Source organism: Streptomyces paromomycinus (assembly GCF_003865155.1).
Taxonomy (GTDB): Bacteria; Actinomycetota; Actinomycetes; order Streptomycetales; family Streptomycetaceae; genus Streptomyces; species Streptomyces chrestomyceticus.
Genome location: NZ_BHZD01000001.1, coordinates 2,114,978 through 2,129,537, shown reverse-complemented (window position 1 = coordinate 2,129,537; position 14,560 = coordinate 2,114,978). Strand labels below are relative to the sequence as shown.

Here is a 14,560-nt window from a genome sequence, read left to right as displayed (position 1 = left end):
GGTCCGCCGGATCAGCGGCCGAGGGCCTTGGCCAGCTGGTCCTTGTTCATGTTCGACCGGCCTTCCACGCCGCGCTGCTTGGCCTCGTTGTAGAGCTGGTCCCGCGTCGGGCCCTTGGAGCCGGTGCGGTTGCCGGAGCGCTGGCCGCCGCGCTCGGGTGCCGACTTGCGGTCCTTGGTCGAGGACTTGCTGGCGGTCTTGGACTCGCCGGAGCGGGCGCGTTCCTTGTTGACCGTACGGGCCGCGATCTCCTTGGCCCGGCCCTTGGACGTACCGCGCTTCTCGGCGCCTTCCTTGATGTGCTCGTACTGGCGCTCACGCTTGGCGTTCGATCCTGCGGGCATGATATTTCCCTTCGTCTCGCACACACCGCGGACCCGTACGGCGTACCGGTCCGGGCCTGCCGTGCACCGTTTCTCGCAGCTACGGTTACCCGTGAATGAAAGGTCGTAACGAATGGCCGCCGCGATCACACGACGGACTTGCGGGCCCGTACGCACCGGATGAATTCCTCCGCGTACGGCAGGGCGACGCAGGTGCCCACCCCGGCCGCGATGCCGGCCAGGTACTTCTTGGGCAGCGGCCGCTCCTTGGGCAGCAGTTTCCAGGCGTCCGGCTGCTTTCCGCCGCGCGCGAGGTCCCGTACGGACTCCCAGTGCAGGCAGGACGTGATGACCACGGCGGCCAGCGGCAGTACCTCCAGGAAACTGTGGATGTGCTGCTCCACCGGGCGTACCTCGCGGTCCTCGGTGGCCACCGTCACGTCCCAGATGGCGGTCGCGCTGTGCAGGGCGGCGGCCCCGCCCATCATGGACAGCACCAGCGGGTTGATCCGCGCGACCAGTCCGGCCAGCACCGGCACCCCGGCCTCCGCCATCATCAGCGCGTGGATCGCCGACTCCTTGACGCCGGTGGTCCGCTCGATGTCCGTACGCCGGTGCATCACCCAGTCGGCGACGGCCGGCACGAACCACATGGGCAGTACCCCGTACATCAGGACGCGCTGCGTCGCGTTCTCCACGTCGTCCGCGCCGGGGGCGGGGCGCAGGGCCCGCCCCCGCCGCCAGTGCCGCCAGTCCTTGAGTGCCGTCAACCTGGCCACGGGTCCTCCTTGTGATGCGCGTCGTCCGGTTCTGGCCGCGGTCCGGGCCCGGCGGTGGCGCGCCGGGCCCGGACCGGCCGGTCACTTGTCGCTGTCCCCGTGGCTCTTGCCCGGCAGGAACTCCTGGATCTTCGCCTTGACGCCCTGCTTGAGCACCCCGGCCGTCTCCGGGTCGCCCTTGAGGATCGCGGTCGCCGCCGCCTCGATCTGGTCCAGCGTGGCGTGCGGCGGGATCGGCGGCACGTTGGGGTCGGTACGGAAGTCGATGACGAACGGCCGGTCCGCGGCGAGCGCCTGCCGCCACGCGCTCTCCACCTCCTCGGGCTTCTCGACCCGGACGCCGCCGAGGCCGATGGAGCGCGCGAAGTCGGCGTACGGCACGTCCGGGATGCGCTGCGACTCCTCGAACTGCGGCGCCCCGGACATGGCCCGCATCTCCCACGTCACCTGGTTGAGGTCCTCGTTGTTCAGGACCGCGACGATCATGCGCGGGTCGCTCCACTCCCGCCAGTACTTGGACGCGGTGATCAGCTCCGCCATACCGTTCATCTGCATCGCCCCGTCACCGACGATGGCCAGCGCGGGCCGCTCCGGGTGGGCGAACTTGGCGCCGATGACGTACGGCACGCCCGGCCCCATGGTGGCCAGCGTCCCGGACAGCGAGCCGCGCATCGATCCGCGCAGCCGCAGGTGGCGCGCGTACCAGTTGGCCGCCGAGCCGGAGTCCGCGGCCAGGATCACGTCGTCGGGCAGCAGCGCGTCGAGCGCGTGCACCACGTACTCCGGGTTGACCGGGTCGGCCTGCACGGCGGCGCGCCGCTCCATGACCTTCCACCAGCGCTCGACGTCGGACTCGATCCGCTCCCGCCACTTGCGCGCCTTCTTGTGCTTGAGCAGCGGCAGCAGCCGCTCCAGCGTCGCGGACGCGTCACCGACGAGGTTGACCTCGAAGGGGTAGCGCAGGCCGACCATGAACGGGTCGATGTCGATCTGTACGGCGCGGGCCTGCCCGTACTCGGGCAGGAACTGCGAGTACGGGAAGCTGGAGCCGATCACCAGCAGCGTGTCGCACTCCTGCATCAGCTCGTAACTGGGCCGGGTGCCCAGCAGCCCGACGGCGCCGGTCACGTACGGCAGCTCGTCGGACAGCGCGTCCTTGCCGAGCAGCGCCTTGGCCACGCCCGCCCCCAGCAGCTCGGCGATCTCCTCGACCCGCTCACGGGCGCCCCGGGCCCCCTGGCCGACCAGGATCGCCACCTTCTCGCCCGCGTTGAGCACCTCGGCGGCGCGCCGCAGGTCCTCGTCGGCCGGCACCGGCGCGTACTGCGAGACGCCCAGGCTGGACGGCACCATCTTGAACTCGTGGGTCGGCGCGCTGTACTCCAGCTCCTGCACGTCACCGGGGATGATGACCGCGGTGACGGTGCGCTTGGCGTACGCGGTCCGCATCGCCCGGTCGATGACGTTCGGCAGTTGCTCGGGGACGGTCACCATCTCGCAGAACTCGGACGCGACGTCCTTGTAGAGGCTCATCAGGTCGACTTCCTGCTGGTAGGAGCCGCCCATCGCGCTGCGCGCGGTCTGGCCCACGATGGCCACCACGGGGACGTGGTCCAGCTTCGCGTCGTAGAGCCCGTTCAGCAGGTGGATCGCACCGGGCCCGGACGTCGCCGCGCACACGCCCACCTTGCCGGAGAACTTGGCGTACCCGACGGCCTCGAACGCGGCCATCTCCTCGTGCCGGGCCTGCACGAACTTCGGCTGGTTGTCCGCCCGTCCCCAGGCCGCGAGGAGGCCGTTGATGCCGTCTCCCGCGTAGGAGAAGACATGGTCGACGTCCCATTCGCGCAGGCGCTGGAGGATGTGGTCGGAAACTTTGGTGGTCATGCGGTTCTTTCCTCTCACAAATCGCGACGGCAAGTGCCGGCCCGGCTTTCCGTGTGCCCGCCCCGGCGCCACGGATGCACGGCCGACCGGACCGTTCTCAAACGGGCGTACCCCTCTCAAACGGTTGCACGATTCCTGGCCCGGTGATCAGCGGCGCAGCCTGCGCACCAGCAAACGGGTGACGGCCGCCAGCGCGCCGCCGGTGGTCACGGCCGCGGCGACGGTCAGCAGACGGCCGGTGCCGGCCGGGGGCGGGGCCGGACGGTCGGCGGTCCGCTCCGGACGGTCGGCGGGCAGCCGCCGGTCGAGCGCCAGGGCCAGCGCCTCGGCCAGGTGCACGGGCTGCCGTCCGGTGCCGCCCTGCTCGATCTGCGTACGGCAGCTGAAGCCATCGGCCAGCACGAGGGAGCCGGGCGGCGTGTCCCGTACGGCCGGGAGCACGCCCTGCTCCGCGATGGCCTTCGAGAGCCCGTGGTGCCCCCGCTCGAAGCCGAAGTTCCCGGCGAGCCCGCAGCATCCGGCGTCCAGCACCTCGGCGGCCACCCCGGCCCGGCGCATCAGCTCCCGGTCGGCGTCGAACGCCAGCACCGCGTGCTGGTGGCAGTGGGTCTGCACGGTCGCCGACCGGCCCAGTGACGGTGGCCGCCAGCCCTCGGGGGCGTGATTGACCAACTGCTCGGAGAAGGTGCGGAACTGCCGCGCCAGCCGCTGCACGTCCTCGTCGTCCGGCATCAGCTCGGGCGCGTCGGCCCGGAACACGGCGGTGCAGGACGGCTCCAGCCCGATGACGGGCGTACCGGCCTCGATCCACGGCCGCAGCACGTCCAGGGTCCGCCGCAGCACCCGCCCGGCGGTGTCCAGCTGGCCGGTGGAGATCCACGTCAGCCCGCAGCACACCGCCCGCTCCGGCACGGCGACCCGGAACCCGGCGTCCTCCAGCACCCGCACCGCCGCCTTCGCGACGCCCGGATGGAAGTACGTACTGAACGTGTCGGGCCACAGCACGACCGTCCGCGGGTCCGCCGGGTCCGGCTCGGGGGTGCCGCGCGCCCGCCACCACTGCACAAACGATTCGGGCGCGAAGACCGGCGCGTCCCGCTCGGCGGCCACCCCGGCCAGGCGCTTGCCGAGCCGGGCCAGTCCCGGCGCGTTCAGCGCGGCGTTGACCAGCTCCGGAGCGAGCCGGGAGAGCCGGGCCCACAGCGGCAGCCAGCCCATCGAGTAGTGCGCAGCGGGCCGCAGCCGCCCCGCGTAGTGGTGGGACAGGAACTCCGCCTTGTACGTCGCCATGTCGACACCGACCGGGCAGTCCGACTTGCAGCCCTTGCACGCCAGACAGAGGTCCAGGGCGTCCCGTACCTCCGTGGAGCGCCAGCCGTCGGTGACCGGGGAGTCCGCGTGGCCGCCCAGCATCTCGAACAGCAGCCGGGCCCTGCCGCGCGTGGAGTGCTCCTCCTCGCCCGTGGCCCGGTACGAGGGGCACATCACGCCGCCCTCGTGCGTACGGCAGTTGCCGACGCCGACGCAGCGCATCACGGCCTGGGTGAAGCTGTGGTCGTCGTCGGAATAGGCGAAGTGGGTGTCCGGGCTCCGCGGCCGCCAGGCGGCGCCCAGGCGCAGGTGCTCGTCGACCGCGGCCGGGTGCACGACCTTGCCGGGGTTCATCCGGTCGTCCGGGTCGAACAGCCCCTTGAGCTCGGCGAACGCCGTCATCAGCCGCTCGCCGAACATCCGCGGCAGCAGTTCCCCGCGGGCCTGTCCGTCGCCGTGCTCGCCGGACAGCGACCCGCCGTACGAGGCGACCAGGTCGGCGGCGCGGAAGAGGAACGCGCGGAAGTCCGCGACGCCCTCGGCGCTCTTGAGGTCGAACGGGACACGGGTGTGCACACAGCCCTGTCCGAAGTGTCCGTACAGCGCCGCGTGGTCGTAGCCGAACTCGTGGAACAGATCGCCCAGGTCCCGCAGATAGTCCCCGAGCCGGTCCGGCGGCACCGCGGAGTCCTCCCAGCCCTCCCAGGTCTCCCGGTCGTCCGGCGGCCGGGCGGTCACGCCGAGCCCCGCCTCCCGCGCCTTGAGCATCTTCTGCTCACGCCCGGGATCGTCGGAGAAGGCCACCGACGCGTCCTCCTGGGACCGGCCGATCCCGTCGAGCAGCGCCTGGCACTGGGAATCCACCTCCTCCCGGCTGTCACCGCTGAACTGCAACAGCAGCCAGCTGTCGCCCTCAGGGAAGTTCTCCAGCGAGTCCAGATAGGCGCCTTCTTCCCGCATCAGCTGCGCCATCCGGCCGTCTATGGCCTCCAGCTGCGTCGGGTCGCCGTGCTGGAGGAGGTGCGGCACGTCGTCGGCGGCCGTGCAGATGTCCGGGTAGCCGAGGACCAGCATCGCCTCGTAAGGCAGTACGGGGACGAGCTCCAGCTCCGCGCGCAGGACGGTGACCAGCGTGCCTTCGCTGCCCACCAGCGCGCGGGCGAGGTTGAAGCCGTGCTCCGGCAGCAGCGCGTCCAGGTTGTAGCCGGAGACCCGCCGGGGAATGTCCGGGAAGTCGCGGCGGACATCGGCCATATAGCGCGTGGCGATGCTCCGCAGCCCCTCGTAGAGCTGCCCCTTGCGCCCACCCTCGGCGACCGCCGCCTCGTACGCGTCCTCGGACGTCGCGCCGACCCAGCAGCGCAGTCCGTCGTACGTCAGGACCTCCAGCCGCCGTACGTTGTCCGCCGTCTTGCCGTACGCCTGCGCGGACGCGCCGCACGAGTTGTTGCCGATCATGCCGCCCAGTGCGCAGTGGCTGTGCGTCGACGGCTTGGGCCCGAACTTCAGTCCGTGCGGCGCCAGCTGCCGGTTCAGCTCGTCCAGCACGATGCCGGGTTCCACCACACACGTACGGGCGTCGGGGTCCACGGTCAGCAGCGCGTTGCAGTACTTGGTCCAGTCGATGACCACGGCGGTGTTGGTGCACTGGCCGCCCAGGCTCGTCCCACCGCCCCGCGACAGCACCGGCGCGCCGAACTCCGCGCACACCGCGACGGCTTCCGCGCCCGCGTCGGTCGTCCGCGGCACCACCACGCCGATCGGCACCTGACGGTAGTTCGACCCGTCGGTGGCATACGCGCCCCGGCTGCCCGCGTCGAACCGCACCTCGCCGTCCACACGGGCACGCAGCGCGGCCTCCAGCGCCGCGGTGCGCGCCTCCGGCCACGGCGCGGGGCGGTGTCCGTCGGGGACCGGCCCCGCCGTCATCGCCTTCCCGGCGCCGCGAGCAGGCTGCTGTCCAGCCGCTCGGCCAGGTCCGCCGGGCCCTCGTACACCTCGTGCGCGCCCGCCTCCCGCAGGTCACGCTCCGGGAAGCCGCCGCTGAGCACCCCCAGGCACGGCACACCGGCACGGTGGCTGGCCCGTACGTCCCAGACGGTGTCACCGATGAAGACGGCGGAGTCCGCGGCGGCACCGCTCTGCTCCAGGGCGCTCTGCACCAGGTCGGGGGCCGGCTTGCTCGCCGACACGTCGTCGGAGCTGGTCACGGAGGTGATGGCGTCCTCCGCGTCCAGCGCGCGGCGCATCGCCTCCAGCTCGGGGCCGTGCGCCGAACTGGCCAGCACCACCGTCCAGCCGCGCTTCGCGCACGCCCGCAGCAGCTCGGCGGCGCCGTCGAGCGGGGCCAGCCGCTCCCAGTACTGGGCGAAGAGCGTGCCGTGCGCCGTCCGGATGGTCTCGTCCTCGTCCTCGGCGCGGTCCCGGCCCTCGCCCAGCAGATGGTCGATCAGGTGGTCCGACCCCATGCCGATGGTCCGGTGGATCTCCGCCATCGGCACCCGGTGCCCGGACTGCCGGAACGCCTCCCACCAGGTGACGGCGTGCAGGTAGGTGCTGTCGACCAGCGTTCCGTCGACGTCGAAGAGTGCGGCTCCGCGTGGGCTCACCCGTGTCCATCCTTCCGCGTGGGCCGGTCACGCACGGACCGGCCGTGTTGCCTTGTCGCCGGGGTCCGGCCCCGTGCACACCGGGCCGGACCACCGGTCAGCGGGTGGGCGGCGCTGCCCGCCCGTACTGGTTCAGGCGTCCGGCGGCCCGGTCGTTGAGCGCGCTGAACACCTTGCGCAGCCGTGAGGCGGGGGCCCGCCCGCCGTTCTCCACCGCGATGCCCTCGGTCACGCCCGGCTCGCCCACCGCGTCCCGCGGCAGGACCCGGGCCAGAACGGACGACAGGCGGGTGGTGGTCACGGGTGCCAGGCCGTGGGCCTTCGCGGCCAGGTGGGCGGCCGGCGTCAGGACGACACGGGGGCGGCGGCGCTGTACGCCGGAGACGATGCGCTCGGCGGCGCGCGCGGCGTTCATCGACAGCACGGGCGTGCCCGCCAGCGCCGAGAACCAGGCGTACTCCCGAGGGGCGTCCCCGCCGAACTGCGCGTGCAGATGGGAACCGGTCCGCATCAGCCCCGGATGCACCGCCGTCACCGACACCCCGTACCCGCTCTCCTCCGCGTGCAGCCCCTCGGCCAGCGCGGCGACCGCGAACTTGGCGCACGAGTACGGCAGCAGATGCGGCACGGCCAGCAGACCGCCGACCGAACCGATCAGCGCCAGCCGCCCGCCGGCCGGACTGCGCCGCAGATGGGGCAGGGCCGCCAGGGACGTGTTGAGCGCCCCGTCGAAGATCGTCCGCATGGCGTCGTGGAACGCCGCGTGCCCCACGGAGGCGGACGGCCCCACCTGGATGACCCCGGCGTTGCCGATGACGATGTCCAGCCCGCCCTCCCGCGCCGCGACCTCCTCGACGGCGGCCTCGACCGCCGCCCGGTCGCGGACGTCGCACACCGCCGTACCGACCGGCGGCCCGCCGGGACGGGACAGCGACCGGGCGGCCTCCGCCAGTTCCTTCCCGTCGCGCGCCAGGATCGTCACCCGGCAGCCGCGCCCCACGAGCTGACGTGCCATCAGCAGTCCCAGGCCGCGCGACCCGCCCGTCACCAGGGCCGTCAGCCCCGCGATCGGCGGTGCGGCAGCGAAATGCGGCATGACCGGTCCTTTCACCTCGCCCCGTGCGTACCCGGGCGCGCCATGTGCCGCCCCGTCACGGGGTGAACAGCACCTTGATCGCCCCGTCGGTCTTCTTCTGGAACATCTCGTACGCCTCGGGCGCCCGGTCCAGCGGCAGCCGGTGGGTGGCGAAGTCGTCCACGCCCAGCGGGTCCTCGTCGGTCAGCAGCGGAAGGATGTCGTCCGCCCAGTGCCGGACATTGGCCTGCCCCATCCGGAACGTGAGCTGCTTGTCGAACATCACCAGCATCGGCATCGGGTCGCTCATCCCGCCGTACACCCCGCTGATGGAGATCGTGCCGCCGCGCCGCGCCATCGAGATCGCCAGGTGCAGGGCGCTCAGCCGGTCCACCCCCGCCTTGCTCATCAGCTTCTCGGCCCAGCGCGACGGCATCAGCCCGGCCGCCTGCTGCGCCAGTTTTCCGGCGGGGCTGCCGTGTGCCTCCGTGCCCACCGCGTCGATGACGGCGTCCGGGCCGCGCCCGTCGGTGACGTCCTTGACGGCGTCCAGCAGCCCGTCCTCGTCGTCGAAGGCGTCCAGGTCGAAGACGGTCGCCCCGTCGCGGCGGGCCCGCGCCAGCCGCTCGGGCACATGATCGACGCCGATCACCTGCCCGGCTCCGAGATGCCGGGCGATCCGGCAGGCCATCGCGCCGATCGGCCCCAGTCCCAGGACGGCGACGCTGCTGCCCTTGGTGACACCCGCGTACCGCACGGCCTGCCAGGCGGTGGGCAGCACGTCCGACAGGTAGACGAAGCGGTCGTCGGCTGGCCCGTGCGGCACCTTGATCGGTCCGTACTGGGCCTGCGGCACCCGCAGGAACTCGGCCTGCGCACCCGGCACCGAGCCGTAGAGCTTGGTGTAGCCGAACAGCGCGGCGCCCGAGCCGTGCTCGCGCACCTGCGTGGTCTCGCACTGGGTCTGCAGGCCTTCGCCGCACATCCGGCAGGAGCCGCAGGCGATCTGGAAGGGGATCACCACCCGGTCGCCCGGCCTGAGGTTCGTCACCTCGGAGCCGACCTCCTCCACGATGCCCATCGGCTCGTGCCCCAGAATGTCGCCCGGCGTCATGAACGGCGTGAGGACCTCGTACAGATGCAGGTCCGACCCGCACAGGCCACTGGACGTGACCTTGATGACCGCGTCGGTCGGCTTCTCGATCTGCGGGTCGGGCACGTTCTCCACGCGGACGTCACGCTTGCCGTGCCAGACGTTCGCTCGCATCGCGGATCTCCTAGTTCTGGCGGCCGGTCCGGCGGCCGGCCCGGTGACCGGTCCGGCAGTCGGCCGGTCGGGATCACCACTCTCCAGCCACCCAAAAGCCGCTTTCGAGTCTAAAGCGGTGTTCTTTGTCGTGGCAGCTCCAGTACCCCGATCACCCGACCCGAATCGTTTCCGTACGGCAGCGGCACGCCGGTGGTCCGCCGGCGGTACGGCCCCGGCGTACGCCGCGCGGGTTTTCCCGGCCGCGAAAGGGTTACCCGGCGCAGCACCCACGGGGGCGAGCCACCAGCCACCCACCCCGGCCCTCCGCGGGCCGTCGAGACCGCACGGAGCCCCGATGACCGACTACGGATACTTCCTCTCCTGCGAGGAGCACAGCCCGGCGGACCTGGTCGAACAGGCCCGCATGGCGGAGCAGGCCGGCTTCACCAAGCTGTGGATCTCCGACCACTTCCACCCGTGGAACGACGCCCAGGGCCAGAGCCCCTTCGTCTGGTCGATGATCGGAGCGCTGTCCCAGGTCACCTCACTGCCCGTGGAGACCGCGGTGACCTGCCCGATCATGCGGCTGCACCCCGTGGTCACGGCGCAGGCGGCGGCCACCAGCGCGGTCCTCCTCGACGGCCGCTTCCGGCTCGGCGTGGGCAGCGGCGAGGCCCTCAACGAGCACATCCTCGGCGACCACTGGCCGCAGGCCTCGGTACGGCTGGAGATGCTGGAGGAGGCCGTCCAGGTGATGCGGCAGCTCTTCGAGGGCGGCGAGGTCAGCCACCACGGCAAGCACTACACCGTGGAGAACGCCCGGCTCTACACCGTTCCCGCGGAACCGGTGCCCATCGACGTCTCCGCGTTCGGCCCCAACGCCACCGAACTGGCCGCCCGCGTCGGCGACGGCTTCGTGACCATGACACCGGACGCGGACGCCGTCGAACGCTTCCGGCGCGGTGGCGGCGGCAACAAACCCGTGCTGGGCGGCGTGAAGGTCTGCTGGAACCCGGACCGCGACGAGGCCGTGCGCACCGCGCACCGCCTGTGGGCCAACGAACAGCTCCCCGGCGAACTGCCGCAGATCCTCCCCACGCCCCGCCACTTCGAGCAGGCGTCCCAACTGGTCACCCCCGAACGCGTCGCGGAGGCGGTCACCTGCGGCGACGACGTGGACGCGCACGTGTCCGCGCTCCAGGCGTACGCCGAGGCCGGTTTCGACACCGTCTACGTCAACCAGATCGGCCCGGAGCAGCGGGGATTCTTCGACTTCTACCGTACGAAGGTGCTGCCGCAACTGACGGACTGAGCACCGGCGCCGGTACCGCCCACCCGCCTACCCGTCCGTGCGCCGGGCGGCCCGATGCCGTTCCACCGCGGCCTGCAACTGCGTACGCACCGGTTCCGGCGCGGCGGTCCCGGTGGCACTCGCGACCACCTCGCCGGCGACCTCGTACACCTTGGTGTTCGTGTGCTGGGACGTCTGCCGCAGGATGTCCCAGGCCTGCTCGGCGGTGCAGGACTCGGTGGCCATCAGGATGCCGCGGGCCTGGTCGATCACCGGCCGGCTGTCGAGCGCCTGCCGCAACTGCGCGTTCTCCGCCCGCAGCTGGTCGACCACCGTCTCGTCACGGCTGCGCGCCGCCTCGTCCGGGCCGTCGGACGCCTCCGCCGTCTTCGCGCGCCGCGCACTCGGGACGGTGGCCAGCCGCAGGGCCGCCAGGGAACGCCGCCTCACTGCGGTTCCTGCGCGGTCGGCACCCCGGCCGGGGCCGCCGGGCCGGGAACCGCGCCCGGCCGCGGCGTGCCGGGCCACTTACGGGCCAGTTCCATCACCCGCTGGGGCTGCCGCCGCAGGTTGAGCGCCCGCACCGGAATGCGCCGCCGCTGCCCGTAGGCGTCCAGGCGCCGCAGGAAGTGCAGCCCGGCCGCGTCCATGAACGTGACCCCGGTCATCTCCACGACCACACTCCCCAGGCCGGACGGCAACGCTTCGACGGCCTCGTCCAGAACCGGCACGGTGCCGTAGTCGATCTCGCCCCGTACGGTCAGCACGGCACAGGAGCCGAACAGCCGGGTACGGACCCCCAGGGCATCCGGACCGGCCAGGGAAGACCGGTCTGTCTGTAGGGACATGGCCCCATCGTGGCAGGAGCCAAACCGGTCTGTCCACGCCCGCACCGGAGCCACCCCGACGACCGAGAGCACACCGCGGGCACACGCCCGGTACCGCACGCCGGGGCGGACCCGGGGGCCGCGGAACGGGCCCTGGGCGCCGCCTGGATGCCGCCCGGTCCTGCCCGCGCCCGGGAAAACGGCGGCCCTTCGCCGAGTATCAGGCCAACAGCTCCGCGAACGCGGCCATGTCGGCCTCCGGGTCCACCACGGGCTGGATCACCAGCTCGTCGACCCCCGACTTCTCCAGCCCGTCGATCCGCTCGATGACCTCGCTCCTGGTGCCGACCAGGCCGAATCTGTCCACCAGGGAGGGCACGATGAGCTCGCGGTCCCCGGGCGACAGCCGGCCCAGGTAGTTGCGGTAGAGCGCCTGGTGGCGCTCGGGATCGGTGGGGGTGGTGCCGCGCGACTGGAGCAGACGGCCGACGGCCGCGGCCTCTTCCGGAGGGAGGGCCGCGTGGAAGGCGGGGTTCTCCGCGGCGAGGATCAGTGCGCTCAGGGCGATGTGCCCCATCGAGTCCTTGACCCGGTCGCCGTAGCGGTCCTCGCCGTCGGCGAGGACGTGCAGGGAGGACATGAGATACGAACGGGACCGCACGGCGCTGCCCGCGTCCCGCGCCGCCGTCCGCCGGGCCTGGCCGAGGGCGGACCAGACCGCGGGGTCGTGCATCGCGAAGGAGATCACTCCCGCGCCGAGCCGGCCGGCGACCGCGGCGGCCTTCGGGCCGAACGCGGCCACCACGAACTCCACGGGGGCCTCGGTGTCGACGTACGGCCCGACGTGCAGGAAGCGCACCTTGCTGGACCGGTCACCCTCGCGGTAGTCCGCCTCGCGGCCCGCGGTGAGATTCTGCAGGGCGGCCGTGAACGACTCCAGCTCCGCCAACTTCGTGGGCCGCATGCCGAGCGTACGGCGCGCCGTGTTGCCGGTGCCGACCCCGCAGACGATGCGGCCGGGGGCGAGGGCGTTGAGGCTGCCGACGGCCGCCGCCGCGGCGGGCGCGGAGCGCAGTGCCGGTGAGGTGACACCGATGCCGAGCCTGATCCGGCGGGTGGCCTTGGCGCAGAGCGCGAGGCTCACGAACGGATCGCCGTGGAGCATCGGCGTGTCGAACACCCAGAAACTGTCGAAACCGAGGTCCTCCGCGCGGGCGGCCAGGTGTTCCACACCCGGCCCTGCTGTCATGACGATGCCGGTCCGCATGGCGACTCTCCTCGCCGTCCAGTGAGGTGGCTGATCCGTTCCCGGTGCAGTTCGCTGTCGTCCAGCTTCGTGCAGATCGGGTGCCCGTGGAGCGAAGCGGTGAAAAAAACCGTTGGCGTCACAGCGCGCGCACCTCTACGGTGATGGTGTTCGACGCGGCCGTGACCGGCCGTCATGTCCGGCTGGGTGAGGAAAGGGAGGTGTGACCGATGGCTGTCTCTGTGACGGGCCCTGCCCGCGACCAGAAGTTCATCCACTCCACCTCCGTGGTCTCCGGCTGACCCTTCCGCACTTTCTGCCGCGCGCCGTGCGCGTGGAGCCGGGGCCACCCTTGTGAAGGGTTTCCCTTGCAATCGTCTTCCGCTTCTTCCTCCGCTTCGCCGCGCCCGCTGACCGATTACGGCTGGGACGACGGCTTCGCGGAAAGTTTCGCCTCCTTCGCCGGGCAGGGGTACGTGCCCGGCCGAATCGTCCGCGTCGACCGCGGGCGGGTGGACGCCGTGGTACCCGACGGGGACGGCGTCCGGACCGTACTGGCGGACACCGCGCTGGTGGCGACCGGCGACCCCATGCGGGTGCCGTGCACCGGTGACTGGGCGGTGATCGACCTCGGCGAGATCGGCGCGGGCCGGGACGGTGCGGTGCGGGCGCTGCTGCCGCGGCGTACCGCGTTCGTGCGGTCCACCTCCTCCAAGCGGTCCGAGGGACAGGTACTGGCGGCGAACGTGGACCACGCCGTGGTCGCGGTCTCGCTCGCCGTAGAGCTGGACCTCGGACGCATCGAACGCTTCGTCTCCCTGGCCTGGGAGAGCGGGGCACAGCCGCTGGTCGTCCTGACCAAGGCCGACCTGGTCGGCGACCCGGCAGGGCTGGCACACCTGGTGGCTGACGCGGAGACCGCCGCGCCCGGGGTGCGGGTGCTGGCGGTCAGTTCGGCCGCCGGTGAAGGGCTGGACGTCCTCGCCTCGGTGGTCGCGGGCGGAACGTCCGTCCTGCTCGGACAGTCCGGCGCGGGCAAGTCCACGCTCGCCAACGCGCTGCTGGGCGAGGACGTCCAGGACGTACGGGCGGCCCGCGACCGGGACGGCAAGGGCCGGCACACCACGACCACCCGGGACCTGCTGGTGCTGCCCGGCGGCGGGGTGCTCATCGACACCCCGGGGCTGCGCGGCGTCGGCATGTGGGACGCCGACGCGGGCCTCGCGCGCGCCTTCTCGGACGTCGAGGAACTGGCCGCGCGCTGCCGCTTCCACGACTGCGCGCACGCTACGGAGCCGGGCTGCGCGGTGCTGTCGGCCGTCGACAGCGGCGCACTGCCGCAGCGACGGCTGGACAGTTACCGCAAGCTCCTGCGCGAGAACGAACGCCTCGTAGCCAAGACGGACGCCCGGCTGCGCGCGGAGATGCGCCGGGACTGGAAGCAGAAGCAGGCCCTGGGCCGCCACATGGTGGAGCGGAAGCGGGGTGGTTCCCGAAGGTGAGGTGACCCCACGGAATCGGTGAACTCGTCACCCAGCAGCGCCCCGTCACCAACCAGCGGATGACGGGGCGCTCGGGCCTGCACGTCCGGTGACACAAGAGGGCAGGCAGCGTCAGCCTGAGTGACTGGGTGCGGCGGTCCGGGTGGGAACAGCCGTACCCGCTTGGTGCGAGTCGGAATGTGCGGCTGACAGACAGGGCAACACCGCAAAACCGCGACACCTGGGGCAGTGAAGTATCGGCCCGACCCCGAGAACATCGACGTCCCGCACCGACGTCCCGCATCGGCGTAGGTGTCTCGGTCCCGACCGGAAGGGACGGATCGAGGCTGCCTACGCCACCGATCCCGCCCATGACAGGGACGGTAAGGACCGGTGGACCGCACCGTCATCATCGTCGTTCTCGCCATCGCTGGCGTGGCATCCGTGCGTCTCTTCGCTCTGAAGAGGCTTCTGGACCATAG

The 14,560-nt window shown here is 72.0% G+C and carries 12 protein-coding genes; 2 read left to right on the top strand and 10 right to left on the bottom strand.

The features are described 5' to 3' along the window. Positions 1-11 precede the first annotated feature (11 nt). The 7 genes from OEIGOIKO_RS08540 to OEIGOIKO_RS08510 all read right to left on the bottom strand — a co-directional run bounded on the left by OEIGOIKO_RS08540 (position 12) and on the right by OEIGOIKO_RS08510 (position 9,251). A complete protein-coding gene (locus OEIGOIKO_RS08540) occupies positions 12-344 on the bottom strand; it encodes a plasmid stabilization protein (RefSeq protein WP_125053395.1) in 333 nt (110 codons plus the stop codon). Positions 345-469: 125 nt separating this feature from the next. Then, positions 470-1,102 carry a diguanylate cyclase gene (locus OEIGOIKO_RS08535; protein ID WP_125053393.1) on the bottom strand — a complete coding sequence of 211 codons (633 nt, stop codon included), beginning with the start codon at positions 1,100-1,102 and terminating at the stop codon, positions 470-472. Positions 1,103-1,183: 81 nt separating this feature from the next. Continuing rightward, positions 1,184-2,989 (bottom strand): thiamine pyrophosphate-requiring protein, encoded by a 1,806-nt coding sequence (locus OEIGOIKO_RS08530; RefSeq protein ID WP_125053391.1) that lies wholly within the window; start codon positions 2,987-2,989, stop codon positions 1,184-1,186. A 147-nt stretch (positions 2,990-3,136) separates the two neighbouring features. Beyond that, positions 3,137-6,229, bottom strand: a complete 3,093-nt coding sequence (locus OEIGOIKO_RS08525; protein ID WP_125053389.1) for an FAD-binding and (Fe-S)-binding domain-containing protein — start codon at positions 6,227-6,229, stop codon at positions 3,137-3,139. Then, positions 6,226-6,909 (bottom strand): HAD family hydrolase, encoded by a 684-nt coding sequence (locus OEIGOIKO_RS08520; protein WP_125053387.1) that lies wholly within the window; start codon positions 6,907-6,909, stop codon positions 6,226-6,228. The genes OEIGOIKO_RS08525 and OEIGOIKO_RS08520 overlap by 4 nt, the downstream gene beginning before the upstream one ends. A gap of 97 nt (positions 6,910-7,006) precedes the next feature. Beyond that, positions 7,007-8,005 carry an SDR family NAD(P)-dependent oxidoreductase gene (locus tag OEIGOIKO_RS08515; RefSeq protein ID WP_125053385.1) on the bottom strand — a complete coding sequence of 333 codons (999 nt, stop codon included), beginning with the start codon at positions 8,003-8,005 and terminating at the stop codon, positions 7,007-7,009. A 55-nt stretch (positions 8,006-8,060) separates the two neighbouring features. After that, on the bottom strand, positions 8,061-9,251 hold the full coding sequence (locus OEIGOIKO_RS08510) for a zinc-dependent alcohol dehydrogenase (RefSeq protein WP_125053383.1): 1,191 nt from the start codon (positions 9,249-9,251) through the stop codon (positions 8,061-8,063). Positions 9,252-9,588: 337 nt separating this feature from the next. On the opposite strand from OEIGOIKO_RS08510, the gene OEIGOIKO_RS08505 reads away from it, so the two are divergent. After that, positions 9,589-10,545 carry an LLM class F420-dependent oxidoreductase gene (locus OEIGOIKO_RS08505; protein WP_125053381.1) on the top strand — a complete coding sequence of 319 codons (957 nt, stop codon included), beginning with the start codon at positions 9,589-9,591 and terminating at the stop codon, positions 10,543-10,545. Positions 10,546-10,572: 27 nt separating this feature from the next. Here the strand turns inward: OEIGOIKO_RS08505 and OEIGOIKO_RS08500 are convergent, their stop codons facing one another. The 3 genes from OEIGOIKO_RS08500 to OEIGOIKO_RS08490 form a co-directional block, all read right to left on the bottom strand. Continuing rightward, positions 10,573-10,974 carry an ANTAR domain-containing response regulator gene (locus tag OEIGOIKO_RS08500; RefSeq protein WP_125053379.1) on the bottom strand — a complete coding sequence of 134 codons (402 nt, stop codon included), beginning with the start codon at positions 10,972-10,974 and terminating at the stop codon, positions 10,573-10,575. Then, complete coding sequence (locus OEIGOIKO_RS08495; RefSeq protein WP_125053377.1) at positions 10,971-11,372, bottom strand: STAS domain-containing protein; 402 nt, start codon at positions 11,370-11,372, stop codon at positions 10,971-10,973. Before OEIGOIKO_RS08495 ends, OEIGOIKO_RS08500 begins: the two co-directional genes overlap by 4 nt. A gap of 199 nt (positions 11,373-11,571) precedes the next feature. Further along, positions 11,572-12,618, bottom strand: a complete 1,047-nt coding sequence (locus OEIGOIKO_RS08490; protein WP_125053375.1) for an LLM class flavin-dependent oxidoreductase — start codon at positions 12,616-12,618, stop codon at positions 11,572-11,574. 347 nt (positions 12,619-12,965) lie between these two features. On the opposite strand from OEIGOIKO_RS08490, the gene rsgA reads away from it, so the two are divergent. Further along, the gene (gene rsgA, locus OEIGOIKO_RS08485; RefSeq protein ID WP_125053373.1) at positions 12,966-14,099 is read left to right on the top strand and encodes a ribosome small subunit-dependent GTPase A; all 1,134 of its coding nucleotides are present in this window, start codon (positions 12,966-12,968) and stop codon (positions 14,097-14,099) included. The last annotated feature ends 461 nt before the right edge of the window (positions 14,100-14,560 follow it).